This window comes from Nonomuraea deserti, assembly GCF_004348685.1.
Lineage (GTDB): Bacteria > Actinomycetota > Actinomycetes > Streptosporangiales > Streptosporangiaceae > Nonomuraea > Nonomuraea deserti.
Map to the genome: position 1 here is coordinate 15,425 of NZ_SMKO01000002.1, position 23,002 is coordinate 38,426.

Annotated in this window: 20 protein-coding genes; 8 read left to right on the plus strand and 12 right to left on the minus strand. The window is 71.7% G+C overall.

What is annotated here, in order from left to right:
• Positions 1-46 precede the first annotated feature (46 nt).
• The 5 genes from E1292_RS01035 to E1292_RS01055 form a co-directional block, all read right to left on the minus strand.
• Positions 47-667 (minus strand): MBL fold metallo-hydrolase, encoded by a 621-nt coding sequence (locus tag E1292_RS01035; protein WP_132591017.1) that lies wholly within the window; start codon positions 665-667, stop codon positions 47-49.
• Entirely contained in the window at positions 667-1,752 is a 1,086-nt protein-coding gene (locus E1292_RS01040; protein WP_132591019.1) for an S-(hydroxymethyl)mycothiol dehydrogenase, read from the minus strand. Before E1292_RS01040 ends, E1292_RS01035 begins: the two co-directional genes overlap by 1 nt.
• Before the next feature lie 15 nt (positions 1,753-1,767).
• Positions 1,768-2,733 (minus strand): adenylate/guanylate cyclase domain-containing protein, encoded by a 966-nt coding sequence (locus E1292_RS01045; RefSeq protein WP_132591021.1) that lies wholly within the window; start codon positions 2,731-2,733, stop codon positions 1,768-1,770.
• A 14-nt stretch (positions 2,734-2,747) separates the two neighbouring features.
• A complete protein-coding gene (locus tag E1292_RS01050; protein WP_132591023.1) occupies positions 2,748-3,260 on the minus strand; it encodes a PH domain-containing protein in 513 nt (170 codons plus the stop codon).
• 66 nt (positions 3,261-3,326) lie between these two features.
• Positions 3,327-4,145, minus strand: coding sequence for a biotin--[acetyl-CoA-carboxylase] ligase (locus E1292_RS01055; protein WP_132591025.1), 819 nt, complete (start codon positions 4,143-4,145; stop codon positions 3,327-3,329).
• A gap of 125 nt (positions 4,146-4,270) precedes the next feature.
• On the opposite strand from E1292_RS01055, the gene E1292_RS01060 reads away from it, so the two are divergent.
• Complete coding sequence (locus tag E1292_RS01060) at positions 4,271-5,350, plus strand: epoxide hydrolase family protein (protein WP_132591027.1); 1,080 nt, start codon at positions 4,271-4,273, stop codon at positions 5,348-5,350.
• 1 nt (position 5,351) lies between these two features.
• On the opposite strand, the gene E1292_RS01065 is transcribed toward E1292_RS01060, so the two are convergent.
• From E1292_RS01065 to E1292_RS01075, 3 genes are all read right to left on the minus strand, one after another.
• Positions 5,352-7,985: a phosphoenolpyruvate carboxylase gene (locus E1292_RS01065; protein ID WP_132591029.1), complete on the minus strand. Its 2,634-nt coding sequence runs from the start codon at positions 7,983-7,985 to the stop codon at positions 5,352-5,354.
• Between the two features lie 79 nt (positions 7,986-8,064).
• Positions 8,065-9,630 carry a hypothetical protein gene (locus tag E1292_RS01070; protein WP_132591031.1) on the minus strand — a complete coding sequence of 522 codons (1,566 nt, stop codon included), beginning with the start codon at positions 9,628-9,630 and terminating at the stop codon, positions 8,065-8,067.
• Positions 9,627-10,403, minus strand: a complete 777-nt coding sequence (locus E1292_RS01075) for an ABC transporter ATP-binding protein (protein ID WP_132591033.1) — start codon at positions 10,401-10,403, stop codon at positions 9,627-9,629. The genes E1292_RS01070 and E1292_RS01075 overlap by 4 nt, the downstream gene beginning before the upstream one ends.
• A gap of 35 nt (positions 10,404-10,438) precedes the next feature.
• Between E1292_RS01075 and E1292_RS01080 the strand changes: the two genes are divergently transcribed.
• The 3 genes from E1292_RS01080 to E1292_RS01090 all read left to right on the plus strand — a co-directional run bounded on the left by E1292_RS01080 (position 10,439) and on the right by E1292_RS01090 (position 13,278).
• A complete protein-coding gene (locus E1292_RS01080) occupies positions 10,439-12,028 on the plus strand; it encodes an acyl-CoA carboxylase subunit beta (protein WP_132591035.1) in 1,590 nt (529 codons plus the stop codon).
• Positions 12,025-12,225, plus strand: coding sequence for an acyl-CoA carboxylase subunit epsilon (locus tag E1292_RS01085; RefSeq protein WP_132591037.1), 201 nt, complete (start codon positions 12,025-12,027; stop codon positions 12,223-12,225). Before E1292_RS01080 ends, E1292_RS01085 begins: the two co-directional genes overlap by 4 nt.
• 108 nt (positions 12,226-12,333) lie before the next feature.
• Positions 12,334-13,278 (plus strand): NYN domain-containing protein, encoded by a 945-nt coding sequence (locus tag E1292_RS01090; RefSeq protein ID WP_132591039.1) that lies wholly within the window; start codon positions 12,334-12,336, stop codon positions 13,276-13,278.
• On the opposite strand, the gene E1292_RS01095 is transcribed toward E1292_RS01090, so the two are convergent.
• Complete coding sequence (locus tag E1292_RS01095) at positions 13,236-14,264, minus strand: ArsR/SmtB family transcription factor (RefSeq protein WP_246089835.1); 1,029 nt, start codon at positions 14,262-14,264, stop codon at positions 13,236-13,238. The two genes, E1292_RS01090 and E1292_RS01095, sit on opposite strands and share 43 nt — an antisense overlap.
• Positions 14,265-14,309: 45 nt before the next feature.
• Between E1292_RS01095 and E1292_RS01100 the strand changes: the two genes are divergently transcribed.
• The 4 genes from E1292_RS01100 (at position 14,310) to E1292_RS01115 (ending at position 18,472) form a co-directional block, all read left to right on the plus strand.
• The gene (locus E1292_RS01100) at positions 14,310-15,533 is read left to right on the plus strand and encodes an MFS transporter (protein ID WP_132591043.1); all 1,224 of its coding nucleotides are present in this window, start codon (positions 14,310-14,312) and stop codon (positions 15,531-15,533) included.
• Positions 15,534-15,655: 122 nt separating this feature from the next.
• Positions 15,656-17,062, plus strand: a complete 1,407-nt coding sequence (locus E1292_RS01105) for an AlkA N-terminal domain-containing protein (RefSeq protein ID WP_132591045.1) — start codon at positions 15,656-15,658, stop codon at positions 17,060-17,062.
• The gene (locus E1292_RS01110) at positions 17,059-17,571 is read left to right on the plus strand and encodes a methylated-DNA--[protein]-cysteine S-methyltransferase (RefSeq protein ID WP_132591047.1); all 513 of its coding nucleotides are present in this window, start codon (positions 17,059-17,061) and stop codon (positions 17,569-17,571) included. Before E1292_RS01105 ends, E1292_RS01110 begins: the two co-directional genes overlap by 4 nt.
• Before the next feature lie 31 nt (positions 17,572-17,602).
• A complete protein-coding gene (locus E1292_RS01115) occupies positions 17,603-18,472 on the plus strand; it encodes a hypothetical protein (protein ID WP_132591049.1) in 870 nt (289 codons plus the stop codon).
• Between the two features lie 60 nt (positions 18,473-18,532).
• On the opposite strand, the gene E1292_RS01120 is transcribed toward E1292_RS01115, so the two are convergent.
• The 3 genes from E1292_RS01120 to E1292_RS01130 are packed head-to-tail and all read right to left on the minus strand — an operon-like array spanning position 18,533 to position 22,964.
• A complete protein-coding gene (locus E1292_RS01120; protein WP_132591051.1) occupies positions 18,533-19,474 on the minus strand; it encodes a hypothetical protein in 942 nt (313 codons plus the stop codon).
• Positions 19,471-20,106 carry a hypothetical protein gene (locus E1292_RS01125; RefSeq protein ID WP_132591053.1) on the minus strand — a complete coding sequence of 212 codons (636 nt, stop codon included), beginning with the start codon at positions 20,104-20,106 and terminating at the stop codon, positions 19,471-19,473. Before E1292_RS01125 ends, E1292_RS01120 begins: the two co-directional genes overlap by 4 nt.
• Positions 20,103-22,964, minus strand: a complete 2,862-nt coding sequence (locus tag E1292_RS01130) for a BTAD domain-containing putative transcriptional regulator (RefSeq protein WP_246089837.1) — start codon at positions 22,962-22,964, stop codon at positions 20,103-20,105. The genes E1292_RS01125 and E1292_RS01130 overlap by 4 nt, the downstream gene beginning before the upstream one ends.
• Between the last annotated feature and the right edge of the window lie 38 nt (positions 22,965-23,002).

Sequence of the window (23,002 nt, forward strand, 5' to 3'; positions counted from 1 at the left end):
TAGGTACGCCACAGTGATGTACCCGAACGCGAGCGAGTCATTCCACTCAGTGACCCCGGGCGATCCACTCCTCGAGGTGCGGCGCCTCAGCGCCGATGGAGGTCGAGTCGCCGTGACCGGTGTGCACGACGGTTTCCGCGGGCAGCGCCAGCAGGCGCTCCCTGATCGAGTCGACGATCGTGTCGAACGAGCTGTAGGAGCGCCCGGTCGCCCCAGGCCCGCCCTTGAACAGCGTGTCGCCGCTGAACAGCGCGCCCAGGTCGGGGGCGTACACGCAGACCGCACCGGGCGCGTGGCCGGGCGTGTGCAGGATCTGCAGCGTGACGCCGCCGACCGCGAGCTTCTCGCCGTCGGCCAGCGGTTCGTACGACAACGAGTCGCCGTACTGCTGCTCCCACAGCACCTGGTCGGCGGGGTGCAGCCGGATCGGCGCCCCCGTCAGGCCCGCGAGCGGCCCGGCCGCGTTGATGTGGTCATTGTGGGCGTGGGTGCAGACGATGGCCCTGACCGCGCGCCCGCCCACCCGCTCGGCGATCGGCGTGGCGTCGTGGGCGGCATCGATGACGACCACCTCGCGGGCGTCGCCCACCAGCCAGACGTTGTTGTCGACCTCCCACGTGCCGCCGTCCAGCGAGAACGTGCCCGAGGTGATGACCCGGTCGATCATCAGAGGACCACCACCGAGCGCAGCACCTCACCGCGGTGCATCTTGCCGAACGCCTCCTCGACCTGGCCGAGCTGGATCGTCTCGGTCACGAACCGGTCGAGCGGCAGGCGGTTCTGCAGGAACAGGTCGATCAGCATGGGGAAGTCGCGCGAGGGCAGGCAGTCGCCGTACCAGGAGGACTTGAGCGACCCGCCGCGCCCGAACACGTCGAGCAGCGGCAGCTCCAGCCGCATCTCCGGGGTCGGCACGCCGACCAGCACGACCGTTCCGGCCAGGTCACGGGCGTAGAAGGCCTGCTCGTACGTCTCGGGCCGCCCTACCGCCTCGATGACCACGTCGGCGCCGAAGCCGCCGGTGAGGTCGCGGATGGCCTCGACCGGGTCGCTCTCGCGGGAGTTGACCGTGTGGGTGGCGCCGAAGCCGCGGGCCCACTCGAGTTTGCGGTCGTCCACGTCGACCGCGATGATCTTCGCGGCGCCGGCCAGCGACGAGCCGAGCACGGCCGCGTCGCCGACGCCGCCGCAGCCGATGACCGCCACGCTGTCGCCGCGCGTCACCCCGCCGGTGTTGATCGCCGCGCCGATGCCGGCCATGACGCCGCAGCCGAGCAGCCCCGCGACCTGGGCGGGGGCCTCGGCGGAGACCTTGGTGCACTGGCCGGCGGCGACGAGCGTTGTGGCCTGGAACGCGCCGATGCCCAGCGCGGGCGACAGCTCGGTGCCGTCGGTGAGCGTCATCTTCTGGCGGGCGTTGTGGGTGTTGAAGCAGTACCACGGCCGGCCGCGCAGGCAGGCCCGGCACTGGCCGCACACGGCCCGCCAGTTGAGGATGACGAAGTCGCCCGGCTCCAGCCCCGTGACACCCTCGCCCACCGCCTCGACGGTGCCCGCCGCCTCATGCCCGAGCAGGTAGGGGAAGTCGTCGCCGATCCCGCCCTCCCGATAGTGCAGGTCGGTGTGGCAGACCCCGCAGGCCTGCACGTTGACGACCGCCTCGCCCGGCCCCGGATCGGGGACGACGACCGTCTCGAGCGAAACTTCCTGACCTTTGCCCCTGGCGATCACGCCCTGCACTTCGTACGGCATGCCAGCCATCTTGTGTCAGGAGGATGATCTCCGCAAGACATAGGGCTGCACCACGCCGAGCCCTCTGGCCGGGCGGTGCCGGATCTTGCGGACCTCGAACCCGGCCAGCCCTTCCAGCCCCTCGGCCAGATCGGGGTTCGCGAGGATCGTGCCCGGCTTGGCGATGGCCGTGAGCCGGGCGGCGAGGTTGACGGTGGTGCCGAAGACGTCGCCCATCAAGGGGACCACCGGGCCGTACGCCAGGCCGATGCGCAGATCGCCGGCCTCGACCAGGTCGAGCGCGATCGCCGCCGCCTGCGCCGCCGTCGGCACGGTGAACAGCACCTCGTCGCCCAGCGTCTTGACCAGCCTGGCCCCGTGGGAGGCCACCACGTCGGAGGCCCGCGCCTCGAACCCCTCGACCAGCTCGGCCAGCTCCTTCTCGCCGAGCTCCCTGGCGCGCCTGGTGAACGAGACCAGGTCGGCGAAGCCCACCGCGAGCGGCACGCGGCCCGGCACGAGCTCGTCGGCGCCGTCGGCGAGCGCCAGCAGCCGGGTGCCCGCGGCGGCGAGCTGGGCCCGCCAGACGTGGACCAGCACGCGCTCGAAGTCGGGCAGCAGCTCCTGCGCCGTCTCCAGCACCCTGGCCAGGTCACCCTCCGACGGCTCGTCCGGCACCATCGCGCCGACCATGATCTCGGCCTGCCACTGCGCGAGCCTGGCCGTGGTCTGCCCGAGCGCGCGGGCCATGCGGACGACGGTCTCCTCGTCGAGCCGGCCGCTGTCGAGCATCCTGCGCACCCGGCGCAGCGCGCTGACGTCGGCGTCGGTGAACGCCACCGCGTCGTCGGCCCGCTGGGCGAAGCCGAGCGCCCGCCAGATGCGCGCGGCCAGCTCTCCCGGCACGCCGGCCTCGGCCGCGACCTGCGCGCGGGTGTGGCGCGGCGGCAGGCCGAGCAGCAGCCGCTCGATCTCCTCGGCGGTCGGCCGGGATTGGCTCACTCGCAGAGCGTACGTCAGCGGCCGTCGAGCTCCCCGTCGGAGGCGTCCTCGACGAGCCGGAACAGCTCCGTGCGGACGTCCTGGATCTTCGGGATGTCGCGCAGCACGATCTCGCCCCTGTCGCTGGCGGACTCGACGGTCAGCGTGCCGCAGCCGAGCAGCCGCTCGAAGAACGTCTGGTCGGAGCTGACCGTGTTGACCTTGGTGATCGGGATCTCGTCGGTCGACTTGTTGAGCACGCCGGTGCTGATCGTGAAGCGGTGGGTGGTGAGCGCGTAGCCGGTGTTCTTCCACTGCAGGTAGGGGACGAACGACCAGATCGTCAGCAGGATGAGGCCGATGACGCCGGTGGCGATCCTGGCGTAGAAGGCGAATTCCCAGCCGGCCGGGATGAAGTACAGGGCCGCGCCCACGGCCGCGGCGATGAGCACCAGCGCGACGAAAGGGGCGACGAGCCGCTTCCAGTGCGGGTGGAAGGACCTGACGCGCCGCTCACCCTGCGTCAGATGATGGTCGGGAAGGGTCATGCGCAAATGGTGCCATCATCGCCGCCCCTGCGGCTATGCGGTGGTGCGGCGCGCACCCGGCGCACGTCAGGCCATGCGCACGTGGACGACGTCGCCCGCGCTCAGCGTGTAGTGCTCGCCGCCGGACTCCACCTGGAGGTGCCCCCACTGGTCGATGCCGGACGCCCGGCCGGTCAGCGCCTGATCGCCCGGCAGCTCCACCCTGACCTGCCTGCCGACCGTGGCGTTGACCGCGAGGTACGCCGAGCGCAGCCCGGAGGCCTCCGCGTCGCCCTTGGCGTCGACCCAGTCGTGGTAGTGGCTCTCGACCTCGCGCAGCACTGCCCGCAGCAGCGGATCGCGGTCGAGGCACGCCGCCTGCTCGATGCCCAGCGACGTGGCGGTCTCGACGGGCAGCTCGTCGGGTTTGAGCGACACGTTCAGCCCCATGCCGATGACCACGGCGTCGTCGGCGCGCTCGGCGAGCACGCCGGCCAGCTTGCGCTCGCCGATCAGCAGGTCGTTTGGCCACTTCAGGCGCACGTCGACCTCGGCCAGGCGGCGCACCGCCGATGCGGCGGCGACGCCGTACATGAGGGTCAGCCAGCCCTGGGCGGCGAGCGGCACGTGCGGCCTGAGCAGGATCGAGAACGTCAGGCCCGAGCGGGGCGGAGCCGACCAGGAGCGCCCCAGCCGTCCGCGGCCCGCCGCCTGCGCCTCCGCCACCAGCACGGACCCCTCCGGTGCCCCCTCCTTGGCGGCGCCGGCCAGGTCTGCGTTGGTCGAGCCGGTGCTCTCGACGATCGTGACGCCCGTCCACAGCGAGCCGGGGCGGACCAGGGCACGGTTGAGCGCCGCCGCGTTCAGTGGCGGGCGGTCGAGGTCGGAGTAGCGCGAGTTGGCCATCCCCTCATCTTCCCTGATGGACGTCCTGCTCACGCGCGCGGGAGCGGCATCGGAAGACTATGGAATGAAGCATTCCGTTCTGCTACTATTGGAACAGAACGAACCGTTCCCGAAAGGACCGCGCCATGAGCATCGCCCCCTTCCGCATCGAGATCCCCCAGGCCGACCTCGACGACCTGCGGGCCCGCCTCGCCCTCACCCGCTTCACCGACGAGATCGACGGCGCCGACCAGGGAGTCGGTGTCGAGCGGGTCAGGCGCCTGGTCGGCCGCTGGCGCGACGGGTTCGACTGGCGTGCCCTGGAGGCCAGGCTCAACGCGTACCCGCAGTTCACCACCGAGATCGACGGGCAGAACATCCACTTCTTCCACGTGCGCTCCGACAACCCCGAGGCCCTGCCGCTGATCCTCACCCACGGCTGGCCCGGCTCCATCGTCGAATATCTCGACGCCATCGAGCCGCTGTCGCGCCACTTCCACCTGGTCGTCCCGTCGCTGCCCGGCTACGGCTTCTCGGGGCCGACGCGCGAGCTGGGCTGGAACAATCAGCGCATCGCCAGGGCGTGGGCCGCGCTCATGGCCGAGCTCGGCTACGAGCGCTACGGCGCCGTGGGCAACGACGCCGGGTCGATGATCTCGCCCGAGGTAGGCCGGATCGATCCTGAGCACGTCGTGGGCGTGCACGTCACGCAGATCTTCTCGTTCCCGTCCGGCGACCCCGCGGAGTTCGCCGACCTGAGCGAGGACGACCAGGCGGGGCTGGCCGTGCTCGACTGGTTCTGGAAGGAGAAGGGCGCCTTCAACGTGCTGCACTCGCAGCAGCCGCAGACGCTCGCGCACGCCGTCGCCGACTCCCCCGCCGGGCTCGTGGGCTGGCTCGCCCAGCTCTTCGACGAGGACCTCGACGACGACTTCGTGCTGGCCAACGCCGCCATCCACTGGTTCACCGGCACCGCGGGCTCGGCGCTGCGGCTCTACTGGGAGAACGCCCGCATGGAGCAGCCGAAGGAGCCCACGACCGTGCCGACGGCGCTGGCCATGGCCGAGGGCGACTTCACGTCGATCCGCCGCTTCGCCGAGCGCGCCCACGCGAACATCGTCTCCTGGAAGACGCTGCCCGCCCCGGCGCGTGGCCACTACACCGCGCACAGCGCCACGGAGGTGCTCACCTCCGACATCCGGGCCTTCTTCGGCGCGCTCCGCTAGCTCAGCCGGTGTTCTGCAGGCCCGCGGCGACGCCGTTGACCGACAGGAGCAGGAGCGTGGACAGCCGGTCGCGCTCCCGCTCCGACGGGTTGCCGGTGCGCAGCGCGCGCAGGGCCCGCAGCTGGAGGTGCGACAGCGCGTCGACGTACGGGTCGCGCAGCTGGACCGCCCGCGAGAGCACCTTGCGGTTCTCCAGCAGCCGCGTGTGCCCCGTGACCCTGAGCACCAGGTCGCGGGTCCTGTCGTACTCCTCCAGCACCTGCCGGGTGAAGTCCTCCCTGCCGCCCAGCGCCAGGTAGCGCTTGGCGATCGAGCGGTCGGTCTTGGCCAGTGACATCTCGGCGTTGTCGAGCATCGCGTTGAACAGCGGCCACTCGGCGTACGCCGCCCGCAGCTCCTCGATGTCGCCGACGGCCGCCAGGCCGGTGCCGAGGCCGTACCAGCCGGGCAGGTTGACCCGGGTCTGCGCCCACGCGAACACCCACGGGATCGCCCGCAGGTCGTCGAGCGAGCGCGGCGCGCCCAGGCCGCGGCGGGCCGGGCGGGAGCCGAGGCGCAGCGTGCCGATCTCCTCGAGCGGGCTCACCAGGCCGAACCACTCGGGGAAGCCCTCCGCCTCGGTCAGCGACCTGTAGGCCCCCTCGGACGCCGTGGCGACCTGCTCGGCCAGGCCGCGGAACCGTTCGGCGGCGGCCGCGGTGCGCGACCCGATCGTCGGCGAGGAGGCCAGCAGCACGGCGTTGGCCACCTGCTCCAGGTGCCGGCGGGCGATCGCGATGTGGCCGTAGCGGGCGAAGATGACCTCGCCCTGCTCGGTGACCTTGAACCGGCCCGCGACCGAGCCGGGGGCCTGGGCCAGCACGGCGCGGTTGGCCGGGCCGCCGCCGCGGCCGAGCGCGCCGCCGCGGCCGTGGAACATGCGCAGCTTCACGTCGTGCTCGGCGGCCCAGCGGGTCAGCTCCTCCTGCGCCTCGTAGAGCCGGAGCGTGGCCGCGGCGGGGCCGAGCTCCTTGGCCGAGTCGGAGTAGCCGAGCATGATCTCCATGCGCCGGCCGGTGTCGGCCAATCGCCGCCGCACCTGCGGGATGTCGAGCATGCCTGTGAGCACGCGCGGCGAGTTGGCCAGGTCCTCGCCCGACTCGAAGAGCGGCACGACGTCGAGCACGGGCGCGCGGTCGCCGAGCGCGTGCCCGGCCAGCTCGTAGACGGCCGCGACGTCGTCGGCCGAGCGGGTGAAGGAGACCACGTAGCGGGAGCAGGCGTCGACCCCGAACCGCTCCTGGATCCAGCCGATCACCCGGATCGTGGCCAGGACCTCCTCGGTGCGCTCCGACGGCTCGCCGCCCGCCCGCAGCTCCTCCAGCGCGGCGGCGTGCACCTGGGAGTGCTGGCGCACCTCCAGCTCGGCCAGGTGGAAGCCGAACGTCTCGACCTGCCAGATGAGGTGCTGCAGCTCGCCGTACGCCTGCCGCGGCGCGCTCGCCGCCAGCGACTCCTGCGCCAGGCGCAGGTCGGCCAGCAGCTCGTCGGGCGAGCGGTAGGCCAGGTCGAGGTCGCGGCGGTGGGTGGCGGCGATGCGCGCGGCCACGAACAGCAGCCACTGCCGGTGCGGCTCGCGCGGCGAGCGGGTGGCCAGCTCGGAGACGACCTCGGGGTAGGCGTTCACGGCCGTGGCCAGCGCCGTCTTGAGCTCGGGCGAGCAGGGGGCGAACTGGGCGGAGGCCGTCAGCGTGCGGCCGATGCGCGAGCAGGCGGTTTCGAGGGCCGTCAGCACGTGCTCGGACTGGATCTGGACGGTCTCGCGGGTGACCCTGGCCGTGACGTTGGGGTTGCCGTCGCGGTCGCCGCCGATCCAGCTGCCGTAGCGGATGAACGGCCTGGCCCGCGGCGGGCGGGTGCCGGTGCCCCCGTCGGCCGCCGCGCCGAGCGCCGCGTCGAGCGCGCGGTAGACCTGCGGCACCGTACGGAACAGGGTCTCGTCGAAGGCGGCCATGGCGGTGCGCACCTCGTCGAGCGGGTCGAGCTTGGTGGAGCGGAGCTGGGCCGTGCGCCACAGCAGGTCGATCTCCTCCAGCATGCGCCGCTTGCTCTCCGCCCGCTCGGAGGCGCCGCGGCCCGGGGAGTTGTACTCGGTGAGCTGGCCGCTGACCCGCTGGATCGCGGTGACGACCGCGCGCCTGCGCGCCTCGGTGGGGTGCGCGGTGAGCACCGGGTGCAGCTCCAGCCCCTCCACCAGCTCGGTGACGCGCTCGTGGCCCAGCTCGCGTACGGCCTGCGCGAGCGACTCGCGCTGCACCCTGCCCTCGGCGTCGCGTTCGCGCAGCGTGCGGATGCGGTAGTGCTCCTCGGCCAGGTTGGCCAGGTGGAAGTAACAGGTGAACGCCCGGGCCACCTCGACTGCCCGCTCGATCTCCCATCCTGCGATCATGGCGGTGATCTCGTCGGCCGAGATCTCGCCCTTGCGCGCGGCGATGACCGCCTTGCGCAGCCGTTCGACGTCGGCCAGCAGGTCTTCGCCGCCCTGTTCGGCCAGCACCTGGCCGAGCAGCTTGCCGAGCAGGCGCACATCGTGGCGCAGCTCGTCCGGCATCTCGGTCACGGCGGCGCTGCGATGTTCGAGCCCCTGGTCAATCATGTTTCGAAGGGTAGCGAGTCGCCACGAACGACCGTAGACCGGTCTCATCAAATGGACTAGACCACTGGTTCGAGGCAGGTCAGGTGGGCTTCGACACGGCCGCGAGCAGATCGGGCATCCTGGCGAATCCGAGCTTGGCGCCCAGCCGCCTGCCGAGCACTTCGGCCAGCAGGCCGTAGAACGGCGCAACCGCGCACACCCAGAGGAGCCCGAACAGCAGCGCCACCACGAACGGCGCCATCAGCAGCGCCATGCCGGCCGACGCGCCCAGGGCGGAGGCGAACGCCAGCCCGCCCTGTCCCGGGGCGGCGCCGGTGAAGGCGTTCATCCGGTCGGGCACCGTGTACGGCAGGACCACGCTGGTCACCGAGCCGACGCCGAACCCGATGCCGAGCACTCCCCATCCGGCCAGCATGGCCGGCAGGATCATGGCGGGGTGCCCGGTGAGCAGGCCGCTGGCGACGGCGAGCACGGTGATCAGCGGCGCGGCGACGAGCGCGCCCGCCAGGTGCCGCCCGGCCAGATCGGTGGCGACATCGCGCTCGGAGCCGAACGCCACGGCGTTCATCCACAACGAGCGCCCGTCGATGCCGAACGCGTTGCCCGACTGCAGGGCGATCATGAGCGCGCCCATGCAGGAGATCACGATCGGCGTCCACTGGCCGCCCCCGCCCCGATCAGGATCGCTCATCGAGAACGACAGGATGAGGGTGACGACGATGGCGCTGGCCCAGCCCACGCGGAACCTCGGGTCGCGCCTGATGTACTTCAGCTCCTTCGTCACCACCGCCGCCAGCGGCCCGTCGGGCAGGACCCGGTCGACCAGCCCGCTCCCCCTGCGTACGGAGGCGGCCTGGGTGGAGGAGTCGGGCATGACGAGGGCCCGGCCCAGCGCCTTGACCCACAGCCAGCCGAGCGCGACCACGACCACGGCGAGCAACACGAGCTCGGCCAGCCCGGTGAGGCCGCCGTCGGCGATGGCGTGCGCCGCCAGGCCGGGCGGGGTCCACCTGAGCAGGCCCGCCATCTGGTGCAGCATCGCCGTGGGGTCGCTGAAGCCACGGTTCATCAGCAGGTTGGGCAGCTGCGCGAGGAGCACCAGGGCCAGCGCGCTCACGGCCAGCAGGTCGCGCCCGCGCCGGGTGCGCAGCGCGCCGGACAGCGAGGTGGTGACCAGCCTGGACACCACCACGCAGAGCGCGAACTGCAGCAGCACGGCCGGCACGCCGAGCAGGATCCCGCCGGGGCCCGACGCGACCCCGACCAGCGCGCCGAACGTCACGACGAGCGTCGCGAGCGGCCAGACGCCGGTCACCGACGCGGTGAACATGCCGACCGCGAGCCGCCCGGTGCGCAGCGGGAACAACGACAACTTCGCGGGGTCCAGCGTGTCGTCGAGGCCGAAGGCGAGCAGCGGCACGATCATCCACCCGAAGAAGAACGACGCGAAGGCGAGCGTCAGGAGCGAGGCGGAGATGTCGCCTGGAGCCAGTCTGAGCAGGCTCATCAGCAGGAAGCCGAGCGCGGCCAGGCCGGCGGCGATGGCCGTGGTGAAGACGAAGCCCAGCTTGCGCTGCGTGTCGCCGCGCAGGTTGCCGGCCAGCAGCCGGAGCTTGAGCTGCGCGAACAGCAGGACGGTGTTCACCTGGGGTCCTCCGGCCGGGCGCCGAGCCAGCTCAGGCCCGCTTCGCGGTCGTGCGGCGTGCCGCCGACCAGGTCGAGGAACGCCTGGTTGAGGCTGCGCCCGCCGCGCACCTCCGCCAGCGGCCCCTGAGCCACGATGTGGCCCGCGCTCATCACGGACACCCAGTCGCACAGCCGCTCGACCAGGTCCATCACGTGGCTGGAGAAGATGACGGTCGAGCCGGACGCGGTGAAGCGCCGGAGCACCTCGGTGAGGGTGTTGGCGCTGACCGGGTCGACGCCCTCGAAAGGCTCGTCCAGAAAGAGCACCGACGGGTTGTGCAGGAGCGCGGCGGCCAGGCCGATCTTCTTGCGCATGCCGGTGGAGTAGTCGACGACGAGCTTGTCGGCGGCGCCGGTCAGGTCCATCACGTCGAGCAGCTCGCCCGCGCGCTGCTCGACGTCGGCCTTGGGGATGCCGCGCAGCCTGCCGTTGTAGAGCAGCAGCTCGCGGCCTGACAGCCGCTCGAACAGCCGCAGCCCTTCGGGGAGCACGCCGATGCGCGCCTTGACGGCGACGGGGTCGCGCCACACGTGGAACCCGGCGACCTCGGCATGGCCGCCGTCGGGACGGAGCAGCGCGGTGATCATGCTGAGCGTGGTCGTCTTGCCCGCGCCGTTGGGGCCGACGAGGCCGGCGAAACTCCCCGCGGGGACCAGGAGATCGACCCCGGCCACGGCGACTTGCGAACCGTAATGTTTGACCAGGCCATGCGTGCGTACGGCATCCGTCATGGATCCACTCTGGCGGACGCACTAGATTTGCGCGCATGACTGCAGCGGCTGACGACCTACCGGAAAAGCTGGATATCCATACCACTGCTGGAAAAATCGCTGACCTGGAGCGACGGCTCGACGAGGCCGTGCACGCCGGATCGGCGACCGCGGTGGCCAAGCAGCACGCCAAGGGCAAGATGACCGCCAGGGAGCGGGTGCTGGCGCTGCTGGACGAGGGCTCGTTCGTGGAGTTCGACGAGTTCGCCCGGCACCGGTCCACGATGTTCGGGCTGGAGGAGCGGCGGCCGTACGGCGACGGCGTCATCTCCGGCCACGGCACCGTCGACGGCCGGCAGGTGTGCGTGTTCTCGCAGGACGTGACGGTCTTCGGCGGCTCGCTCGGCGAGGTGTACGGCGAGAAGATCGTCAAGGTGCTCGACCTGGCGATCAAGACCGGCTGCCCGATCATCGGCATCAACGAGGGCGGCGGCGCGCGCATCCAGGAGGGCGTGGTCGCGCTCGGGCTCTACGCGGAGATCTTCAAGCGCAACGTGCACGCCTCCGGCGTGATCCCGCAGATCTCGCTCATCATGGGCGCCGCGGCGGGCGGTCACGTCTACTCGCCCGCGCTGACCGACTTCGTCGTCATGGTGGACCAGACGTCGCAGATGTTCATCACGGGCCCCGACGTGATCAAGACGGTGACGGGCGAGGAGGTCACGTTCGAGGAGCTCGGCGGGGCCCACACGCACAACACCAAGTCAGGGGTGGCCCACTACCAGGCCGACGACGAGAACGACGCCCTCGACTACGTCAAGGCGCTGCTGTCGTACCTGCCGTCCAACAACCTGGACGAGGCGCCGGTCTTCGAGCCGGCCACCGACCTCGAGCCCGATCCCGAGCTCGACGCGCTGATCCCCGACTCGGCCAACCAGCCGTACGACATGCACCGGGTGATCGAGCACGTGCTGGACGACGGGGAGTTCCTGGAGGTCCACGCGCTGTTCGCGCAGAACGTCGTGGTCGGCTACGGCCGCGTCGACGGCCAGCCCGTGGGGATCGTGGCCAACCAGCCGATGCATTTCGCCGGGTGCCTGGATATCGACGCCTCCGAGAAGGCCGCAAGATTTATTCGAACATGTGATGCTTTTAATATTCCTATCCTGACTTTTGTTGATGTACCGGGTTTCCTCCCCGGCACCGATCAGGAATGGAACGGAATCATCCGCCGCGGGGCCAAGCTCCTCTACGCCTACGCCGAGGCCACGGTGCCACTGGTCACGGTGATCACGCGCAAGGCGTACGGCGGCGCGTACGACGTCATGGGCTCCAAGCACCTGGGCGCCGACGTCAACCTGGCCTGGCCCACGGCCCAGATCGCGGTCATGGGCGCGCAGGGAGCGGTCAACATCCTCTACCGGCGCGAGCTGGCCGCCTCCGACGACCCCGACGCCGTGCGGGCGAAGCGCGTCACCGAGTATGAGGACACGCTGACCAACCCGTACATCGCGGCCGAGCGTGGCTACGTGGACGCGGTGATCCGGCCGGCCGAGACCCGGGCACAGGTCATCAGGGCGCTGCGGATGTTGCGGAACAAGCGGGCGACGTTGCCGCCCAAGAAGCATGGGAACATCCCGCTATGACGAGCCATCTACGCATTGTTCGTGGCGACGCCGCGCCCGAGGAGATCGCCGCGTTGGTGGCGGTACTCGCCGCCCGACACGCCGAGCCGCAGGCTCCTCCCGCTCGCCGACGGCAAACGTGGCGAAACCCCGTCAGAGGTATGCGTAAGCCTGTCGTCCCAGGGAAGTCGGCATGGCGGATGAGCGCTCTACCCTAGATAGATCCTGTGAATCGGGTGTCAAGTTCCCCGGGAGTTGGGACTATCTAGAGAAAGTAGGCGTATATAGTCAGCCGATCAACTAACACCCGCGGCCTGGAGGACGACATGGCCATCCCAGACCTCATGCCGCATCCTGTGGCAGCCAAGTACGCCGTCCTAGTGGATGTCGGTTATCTGTACGCTGCGGCAGGTGAGGTGCTGCTCGGCGCGAAGGAGCGCAAGGAATATCGGGTGGCCGCCGATGAGCTCATCCAGAGTCTACAGAAACATGCAGAGGAACGTATTTCTGGCGAACTCCTGCGGATCTATTGGTATGACGCAGCCCGTGACCGTGTGCCCACCGTCGACCAGCGGGTCATCGCCCAGCTTCCCTGGGTCAAGGTGCGACTTGGCAACCTGAACGCCCGAGGCCAGCAGAAGGGCGTGGACGCGCAGATCAGGAGCGATCTGGAGGCCCTGGCCCGACATCATGCGGTCACCGACACGATTCTGCTGGCGGGCGATGAGGACATGGTTCCGGCGGTCGAGGCGGCGCAGGCCTACGGCGTGCGCATCCATCTGTGGGGGGTCGAACCGCCTTATGGCACCAACCAGGCCGAGCGCCTGGTCTGGGAGTCCGACACCGTTGAAGTGATCACTGCTGATTTCCTGAGGCCCTTTTTCAGCCGTGCTCCCCAGCCCGTCCCGGTCACTCCGCCGGCCGCCGCCGCTCCCTCCCCCGCCCAGGTGTTCGCCGGGCGCGCCCCGGTCAAGCCGCACGCCAAGCCCGGCCAGGTCGCCAAGCTCGGCCCGAGCCGGCCCCGCGTGGAGGACGTCGGCGAGCACGTGGCACAGAAGTGGATCCTCACCCGCGGCCGCGACAACATCCGCGACCTGCTGCCGGGCCCGATCCTGCCGACCGTGATCGACACCGAGCTGCTCATCGAGGCGGAGAAGGAGCTCGGCCACTCGCTGCGGCCCTACCCCGAGGCGCGGGTGTGGCTGCGCGACGGGTTCTGGGCGCGGGTCTACCGCGAGTTCGACCTGGGCGTGGGCGTCTCGTCCAAATAGCGGTCGCCTCGTTCGAGGAGGGCCTCGGCCGTGGCCGTACGCGCGTACAGGACATAGCGCCCCGCACGGTGGGCCGTGCACAGACCCGCTCTGCGGAGCGCGGTGAGGTGCTGGTTCGCGCCCGGCTCCGACAGGCCCGTGCGCTGGGCCAGATCGCGCGTGGATGCGGGCTGGTCCAGCTCGGCCAGCAGCCGCGCGCGCGTCCTGCCGAGCACGGCCGCCAGCGCCTCGGGCGGCTCCAGATCACGGCGCTCCCACAGCGTGGCGATGCCGCGCGGCGGATAGCGAACGGTCGGCTGGTACGGCGGCGTCGTGACCGAGAAGACCCGCGGCGAGGCGAACACGCACGGCACCAGCAGCAGCCCGAGCCCGCGCAACGGGCGGGCTCCAGAGACGTGGCGGTGCGCGATGCTCAAGGTCCCGTCCCGCCAGGTGACCGCGTCGTCGAGGTCGGCCAGCATGCGCTGGGCGCCTCCTTCGGCCAGCAGCCGGGCGCGGTGGAGGATCTCGCCTTCGAGCAGTGCCCTGATCCTCGCCCAGTACGGCGCCATCGCGGCGTTCCAGTAGGCCTCCACCTCCTCCGCCAGGCGTTCCAGCCCTCGCTCCGGGTCGTCGTAGAGCGCCTGCACCCGCTTCGTGCGGGGACCGGGGACGGCTTCCAGATCTGAGCGGACCCGTCCGGCCGCGCCCCGCATCGTGGCGAGTTCGAGGTCCAGATCCGGCATGGACGTCGACGGCGGTGTGCAGGTGAAGCCCGCGATGACGACGGTCGGCACCGGCACGAGGTCGGACAGCAGGCTCCAGCCGACGCCCTGGAGGCGGCGGCGCACCTGCTCGGCCCAGGGGCGCAGCAGCGGGTGGGCGCCCGGGTCCTTCACCACGCGGACGCCGGCGACGACCTCGCCGAGCGGGGAGATCGCGAAGCGGGTGTTGGCGATGTCGCGGGCGGTGAACGTCAGGTCCAGGGTCATGGATTCGCGGGTCACTTAATCGATAGCGCTCTTTGCCAACATTTCAGCATCGTTGCCGACATGTCAGCAACTGTGGTGGAGCAGCCGCTGCTGCGCCTGCGCCCGTTCCGCAACCTGTACGTCGCCGGCGCGGTCAGCCAGTTCGGCTCCCAGATCAGCTACGTCGCACTCCCCCTGCTCGCCGTGACCGCGCTCGGCGCGGGAGCGGGCGAGGTGGGGCTGCTGTCGGCGCTCGGAACGCTCACCGTGCTGCTGCTGGGGTTGCCCGCGGGAGCCTGGGTCGACCGGGCCAGGCGGCGTCCGGTGATGGTCGCCACCGACCTGCTCAGGGCGGCGGCGCTGCTGTCGGTGCCGGTCGGGTGGTGGGGCGGCTGGCTGTCCATGGAGCAGCTCTACGCGGTGGCGGTGCTCGTGGGAGCGGGCACGCTGCTGTTCGACGTGGCGCAGCTGAGCCTGGTGCCCGGCCTGGTGGGGCGCGAGCGGCTGACGGCGGCCAACTCGCTGCTCGTCGGCACCGGCGCGGGGATGGACATCGCGGGACGCAGCGCGGCCGGGGTGCTAGTGCAGGCGGCGGGCGCGCCGGTGGCCATCCTGCTGGACGCGCTGAGCTACCTGTGGTCGGCCCTCTGGCTGCGCGGCGTCCACGAGCCGGCGGCGGGCGCGCCCAAGGACCGGGAGCCGATCGGCCGGCTGATCGGCGCGGGCGTGCGCTTCCTCTTCGGCAACCCGACGCTCGTGGCGGCCCTGGTCCAGGGCACGATGGCGAACCTGGCGTTCCCGCTCTGCTCGGTCCTGCTGCCGGTGCTCATCGTGGAGCAGCTCGGCTATCCGGCGTGGGTGCTGGGGGCGTACCTGGCCGTCGGCGGGCTCGGAGCGCTGGCGGGTTCGTCCGCCGCCCACCTGTTCGGCCGCCGGCTCGGCACCGGGCGGGCCGCCTGGCTCGCGAGCCTGGCCACCGCGCCCGCCTCGCTCGTCCTGCCGTTCCTGGGGCACGGGCCGTGGTTGTGGGCGGCCGCCGCGGCGTGGTTCGTGCTGACGTTCCGCACCGGGCTCAACAACGTGCTGCTCGTCAGCCTGCGGCAGCGGGTCACGCCCGACGACATGCTCGGCCGGATGTCGGCCACGATGCGGCTGCTGCTGATGGGCGCGGTCGGGCTGGGCGGCCTGCTGGCCGGCGCGATGGGCGAGCTGTGGGGAGTGCGCTCGGCGCTCTGGCTGGGCGCGTCGATCATGGCGCTGAGCTGGGTGCCGTTTCTATTCTCCGCGCTCCGCCATCAGCCGTGAACCCCGGGACAGCCAGGTCCGATTCCCGCCGGTCACCCGTCTCTGCCTGCTGACCTGCGGTTTGACGGTGAGGTCTGATTTCCGCTGGTCGACGCTCGCGGGGAGCGCGTAGCGTCGGAGGCATGTCACCACTAGAGCTCGACTTCGACTCCTGCTACCGGGCGGTCTCCGCCAGGGACGCCCGGTTCGACGGGCGCTTCTACACGGCGGTGACGACGACGCGGATCTACTGCCGCCCGATCTGCCCGGCCCGCACGCCCTCGTTCCGCAACGTACGGTTCTACCGGCACGCGGCGTCCGCGGAGGCGGCCGGGTTCCGCCCGTGCAAGCGCTGCCGTCCCGAGCTCTCCCCCGGCGACCCCGGCTGGGACGTCCGCGGCGACCTCATCGGCAGGGCGCTGCGGCTGATCGACGACGGCGCCGCCGACGAGCAGGGCGTCGCCGGGCTGGCCAGGCGGCTGCACATCACCGAGCGCCACCTGCACCGGCTGTTCGTGGCCGAGCTCGGCGTCGGACCGCTGGCCGTGGCGCGGACGAAACGGCTGCTGCTCGCCAAGCAGCTGCTGACCGAGACGGACCTGCCGGTCACGGAGGTGGCGTTCGCGGCAGGGTTCGGCAGCGTCCGCCAGTTCAACGCGACGATGCGGGAGACGTACGGCTTCACGCCCAGCGAGCTGCGGGCCACCTCCGGCCGGGTGGCCGCCAGGGTCGCCGACGCCGCCGGGCCGGTCACGCTCCGGCTGCGGCTGCACCGGCGCGAGCCGTACGACGCGGACGGCGTGTTCGGCTTCCTGGCCTCCCGCGCCATCCCCGGGCTCGAGGTGGCGGACCGCACGTCGTACGCCAGGGCCGTGCCCGGCGGCACGATCACGCTCACCGGGCAGCGCGACCACATCGCCCTCGACGTGGCGGTGGACGACACGCGGCAGCTCACCCGGCTCGTGGGCCGCTGCCGCCGCCTGCTCGACCTCGACGCCGACCCCGGCGCCATCGCCGAGACCCTCGGCCAGGGCTCGCTCGGCCCGCTCGTCGCGGCGCGGCCCGGGCTGCGGGTGCCGGGCACGTTCGACGGGTTCGAATTGGCCGTACGCGCGGTCGTCGGCCAGCAGATCTCCGTGGCGGGCGCCCGCACCCTGCTCGGCCGCATCGTCGCCAGAGCCGCCGCGCCCGGCGGCCTCTTCCCCACGCCCGCCCGGCTCCTGGACACCGACCTCACCGGCCTCGGCCTGACGAACCGCAGGATCGCCACCCTCAAGGACCTGTCGGCCCGCCTGGCCGACGGGAGCATCGACCTCGACGGCGGCCAGGACCCCGCCGACTCGGTGGCGGGCCTGCGCGCCGTTCCCGGCATCGGCCCGTGGACGGCGAGCTACGTCGCGCTGCGGGCGCTGCGCGACCCCGACGCCTGGCCCGTGGGCGACCTCGTGCTCGACAAGCGCATGGCCGCCCTGGGCATCCCGCACGACCACATCGAGCGGTGGCGCCCGTGGCGGGCGTACGCCGCCCTGCACCTCTGGAGCTCATCATGATCACTGCTCGGCTCGTTCCCACGCCCATGGGCCCGCTGTCCCTGCTGTCCCGCGAGGCGGTGCTGGTCGCGGCCGGCTTCACCGCCGAACCCAAGGAGATGTACGCCCGCCTCACACCCGCCCTGCAGGCGGAGGGCCTGGAGGTCGCGGACGGTCCCGGCCCCGCCGGGGAGGCCGTCCTCGCCTACCTGGCGGGCGACCTGGAGGCCCTCGACGCCATCCCGGTCTCGCAGCCCGGCACGCCCACCCGCAAGCGGCTCCACGCCGCGTTGCGCGAGGTCAAGCCGGGCACGACCGTCACGTACGCGGAGCTCGCCGCGCGGGCGGGACTGCCGAGGACGGCCGCCAGGGCGGCGGGTTCGGCCTGCGCCCAGAACCTGATCGCGCCGTTCGTGCCGTGCCACCGCGTCCTGCCCAGCGGCGGCGGCTACGGCGGCTACTACTACGGCGTACCGGTCAAAGAGTGGCTCCTCGCCCACGAATCCGGAGAAATCGCTGACGCTCGGTAATGCCTCGACAACATTCGGTAATGTGTTCGCCATGCCGACACAGGAACACGAATACCTGATCGAGCTCGTACGCAACCGCCCGTCCCTGGTCGCCACGCTGCTGGCCGGGACGGGCGTCTCCGTACCGACGTTCGACGAGGCACGGTTGGGCAATGCGGATTTCACGGACTGCACCCCCACCGAATACCGCGCCGACTCGGTGGTGATCCTCTGCAAAGAGGGCACACCGGTTTCGGCAGTGGTCCTCGAGGTGCAACGCGAACCGGACACCCGCAAACGCTGGTCCTGGCCTGTCTACCTGTCCACGCTCAGGGCGCGCACGAAGTGTCCCGTTCTGCTCCTCGTCTTCTGCGAGGACTCCAGGACAGCCCGCCGCTGCGCGGAACCCATCGAGATGGGGCATCCCAGGTGGGTGCTGCATCCCATCGTCATCGGCCCGAACGGGATCCCTTCGATCATCGATCTCGGCTGGGCCGTCGACCAGCCGGAGCTCGCGACCGTCTCGGCCATCGTGCACGGCCAGTCGGAAGCGGGCCTCCACAACATCCTGACCCTCTTCGAGGCACTGGGGCAGCTGCCCGAAGAGTTCAGCGAGTATTCTGACCTCGTCCTTTCGTGTCTGCCCGACTTCATGCTCGACAAAGTGATCAGGGAGCTCAGGATGGCCATGGCAACTCACCACCCCAGAAGCGCAGTGATTCGCGCGTGGCTCGCCGAAGGAAAGGCGGAAGGAAAGGCGGAGGGCGAGGCGAAGGCCGTCCTGCTGATCCTGGAGGCGCGGGGCATCTCGCTCCCCGACGAAGCACGGGCCCGCATCCTCGCCTGCACCGACCTGCACACCCTGGAGTCCTGGGTGCGCAAGGCCGCCACCGCGAAGAGCGCCGACGAACTGTTCCTCTAGAGGCTCGCCGCTGGAGAATCCAGGGGCCGGCACCCGTGCCTGCCCCTGGCCACGACAGTCTCAGGGCTTGACGTTGCTCTGGATCTCCCCGACCGGCACGTCGCGGGTGGCTCCGACCTCCACGGGCGCGAACTGCACTGGCACCACGTCGTCGACCACCTCGACCGGCCAGACGGTGGAGACCGTCAGCGTGTACTTCTCGCGCGGCTGGTCGATCGACGAGCGCAGGTAGCGCACGCCGCAGGCGAACGTGCCGCCCTTGGTGTACGGCTTGCCGGACGTCCCGCACCCTTCCTCGTGCACCTCGGCGCGGTCCTTCGTGGTGCCCGGGTCGATCGTGATGCTTTCGAGCGTGGCGACCACGGTCGCGCTCATGACGCCGGGGATCGTCGCGGTCACCGACCTGCGCGGCTCGCCGATGCCCTCCAGCCACACCCAGGTGGGCAGGTTCACGTAGCTCTTGGCGTCGGGGTTCAGCTTGACCGTGGGCTCGGGCACGGTCAGCGCGGCTCTGGCGATCTCGGCCAGTTCCTGGATCGTGATGCCGGAGGGCGGTGTGGTGCCGGGTGGCACGAAGACGAACGGGTCGAGACTGGCGAAACAGGCCTGCCCCTTCGGGTCGGCGGCGTTGTACGCGGGCCCCCACCAGCGCCCGTCCTTTCCGATCTTGTTCTCGAACTGCTTGAGGAACGCCTGCCACTTCTCCTCGGTGGGGTTCTCCGTGAACCTGAACCAGTAGGCCCGCAGGCTTTCCTGCGACTTGAGCATCTCGTTCGCGTCCAAGCCGGGCTCGTACCAGCATGGGCGCTTGAGTGCGTAACCGTCGCTCCTGCCGCCCCTGGTCCCGTCGCCGGACACGACGATCTTCGAGTGGGCCAGGTTGATGCCCCTCGTGCGCTCCTCGTTGATGGGGGTGCCCACCGTCCGTCCACCGTCGCCGGGATCCGCCGCGCCCGCCAGCACCAGCAGCGCGGCGACGGCGATCGAGCTCATGGGGTTCATCGGGAGCACCCTTTCTCGCCATAGCTGAACGATCTGATCCGCCACACCCCGTCATCGCCGCGGTGCGCGAGCACGGACTGGAGGTACGGCTCGCGCACGAAGGCGGGCTGAGGCTCCACGGCCTCCCCCGTGCGCGCGGACAGCACGCGCACATCCGACTCGTCCACGCACGCGTTGACCTGCGCGCCCTTGCCCACCAGCGCGGCGACGCGCAGGTTGTAGAGCCGGGCGTCGCCTCTCACGGTCATGTCCTCCTCGGTGTATCCGTGCACCCAGTCGTACGCTTCGCGGACCGCCGTGAGTTCGAGATCCAGATCCTTCAGGTATCGATCGCTTCCCGAGACGAGCGCCTTCCTGGAGGCGACGTAGTAGCCGGTGATGAGTTTCAGCAGCGGGTCGGGGTCGTCGGGCCACTCGATCCGCACCCGCAGCTTGTCGCCGCCGATCTTCAGGGTCTCGGGTCCCGAGGCGGGCGCGGTGCCGCTCTCGCTCTTCGACGGGCTCGGGGCCGGCTGCCCGCTCGCGGGCGACGCGGCCTCCTGCGGCGTGTACGGCCGCTCGGCCGGCCCGCATCCCGCCAGGACGCCGATGCCCAGCCCGACGACGCCCAGCACCGCCATGACTCGTCTCATGCCGACGACTCCCTCACCACATGCATGCGCCACGTGGGCAGCAGCTCCTCGATCAACGCCTCGGTCTCCGGGGCCATCCCGCCGCCGTACGGGTGGGAGGCCGCCCTGCGGGTCAGGCCCTCGACGACGGCGCGCAGGCGCACGATGTCCTCGGTGGCGTGCGTGGCCCGCAGCAGGTCGCGCCAGAGCCCCTCGTCGTCGGCCGCCAGCAGCAGGGCCGCGCGTACGGCGGCCACCGCGGCGTCCGGCTGGCCGTGGGCGAGCCTGAGCTCGCAGAGCCGGTGAGCCGCGTCGGCCACCCCGGCGGTCACGTCGTACTCCAGGTCTTCCGCCGCCAGCCAGGCGTACCTGCCGGGCGGCCTGCCGGCCAGCAGCGGGCCTCTGACCAGGCCGAGCGCCTTCTCCAGCAGCACGGCACCGGCCGTCGGGTCGCCGTGCGAGCGGCGTACGAGCTCGCGGAACAGCGCCCAGTCCGTACGCACGCCGGGCCCCAGCCGGAGCCGGCCGGACTCGTCGGTGAGCAGGTGGTCGGGCCCCAGCCATTCGGCGACCCTGGAAATCGTGGCGTCCCTGACCATGGTCTGCGCGCCGCGCGGCCACAGCACGCCGCCGAGCACCGCGGGGTGCACGCCTCCCGGATGCGTGGCCAGGTACACCAGCAGCTCGGCCGCCAGCTCCATCCGGCCTTCCTCCAAGGGGCGCAGGCCGGCGATCTCGAGAGGGCCGAGCACCCTGACCTCGACCGCGGGCGGGTGCGGCCCCACCAGCGGCTCGGCCTCCGGGATGGCCTCACCGTCGAGCCGGTCGGCCGTACGGAAGAGGTCGACCAGCGCGCGGTAGTGGCGGCGCGGCAGGAGCTGGGCCTCCACCTCGAAGCCCAGCTCGGCGATCCTGGCCCTGCCGTCCTCGTCGATCTCCAGCGTCCACGTGGCGTGCGGGACGTCGCCTGCCAGCACGTATCCGGCGGTGTCGCGACGGGCCAGCAGCGCCAGCCGCCTGGCCTCCTCGTGCGTGGGCGCCACCGCGGACAGCAGGTAGTGGGCCACGCTGTGGCCGCCGCTGATGCGGCCGGTCAGCACCTCTCTGCGCGGGGCCGCGTTCGCCTCCAGCTCGGGCAGCACCTCGGCCAGCCCGCCGACCGCCCTGATGCGCTCGGGGGCGATCGCGGTGAGCTCCTGGCCGAAGCCGACGAGCGTGATGCGCATGCGGTCGGACCAGCGGTTGGTGGCCAGCTCGACGGCGATGGCCGCGAGCGCCGCGGTGGTCTGCGCGCCGCGCACGTTGATCAGGCCCTGGGCGGCCTCCAGGTCGATGAGCACGCGCCCGCCGGCGTCCGTGCCGATGGAGACCAGCCCCGGGTACGGTGCCCCGCCCGGCTGCTCGTGGCCGAACTCGGCGGCGGCTCCGCCCGCTCCCGGCATTCTCCGGTCCGGCAGCAGCCGCCCCTCGTGGGCGGGGAGCCGCCAGACCTGGCCGCCGTCCTGGGCCGTCCAGGGCGCGGGCGGGTCGTTGTCCGGCGGATGGATCCACAGGTCGAGCGTGCGTGGCGACAGGTGCGCGCCGTACACGGTGGGCGGGGTGCGGTGCTGCGCGGCCAGTTCGGCGCCGAGCAGCCGCAGCCCGACGTCCAGGATGCGCGCGCCGGGGGCGTCGCCGCCGAGCCTGAGCGCCACCTCGGCCTGGGCGGCGTCGTCACGCGGGCGGGCGATCCTGCGGCCGGACAGGCGCCGCCACAGCTGCTCCCTGCGCCGCCTGGCCAGCACGAACAGCAGCCCGGCCGCGGCCAGCGAGGCGGCGGCGAGGTAGTCGGTCAGCTCGCCCTGGCTCTCCTGCATGACCGGCTGCCGGCCGTCCTGCGCGCCCGTCCCGGATTGGCGGTGCTTGCCCTCGTGCCCGGGCGTCCCGCGCTCCTCGCGGTCCTCGCGCTCCTGGCGCTCCTCGCGGTCCCGGCGCTCCTCGCGCTCCTGGCGCTCCTCGCGGTCCCGGCGGTCCTGCCGATCCTCGCGGCCCGCGCGGTCGTCGCGCTCCGCCGCCGTGTCACCGCGCCCGGGGCCCGGGTCGGCCCTGCCCGGGTGCTCGCGCAACGTCTGCTCGCGCGGCTGGTCGGCGGGGACGGTGTGCACGTTCCTCGCGTCGTCCGGCATGTCGAGCACCCAGCCGGGCCTGATCAGGTCGGCCATGCGCAGCCGGGTGCCGTCGGGCTGCTCCTTCGCCTGGTTGAGCCGGTAGATCTCGGGATACCTGCGGCCGTCTCCCAGGCACTTCTCGGCGATCTCCCACAGGCTCTCGTGGTGCCGGCCGTGCGGCGGCTGCACGACGTACACCTTCCTGGTCTTGTGCGTCTCCATCTCCTGCTCGACGATCGGCGCGGAGTAGGCGACCGCGGTCACGGGCGGCGCGGCCGGTATCGGCGTCAGCTGGGCGACCGGCGCGACCATGGCCCCGGCCGTGAACAGCAGCAGCACGGCCGAGACCAGCTTGTTGGCCAGCAACTGCATGCCGCCGGAGAGCGGCACGCGGGCGGGCATGCCGACCCTGCGCACCCCGGCGTACACCTCGACCAGCACGCACACGAACAGCTGGAACCAGGCCAGCCACACCAGCAGCACCAGCACGGCCACGATCGTGCTGGGCCCGACCCGGCTGGTGAGCACGCCGAGATCGAGCAGCTCGGGCGCGATCGGCGGGCCGACGAAGGTGAGCAGCGCGTACGGCACCCCGCCCACGAGCGCGACCAGCACGACCAGCGCGCCGAGCCCGGCGAGCACGTCGCCGGCGCTGCGCCTGGCCGGGACGCGCGCGGGCACGTGGCGTCCGGGTGGACGCGCGGGCTCTCGCGTGTGCTCTCGCGGCGGCATCGCCTCTCCCTTCTCTGTTCCAGCGTCGTGTCTCGCGC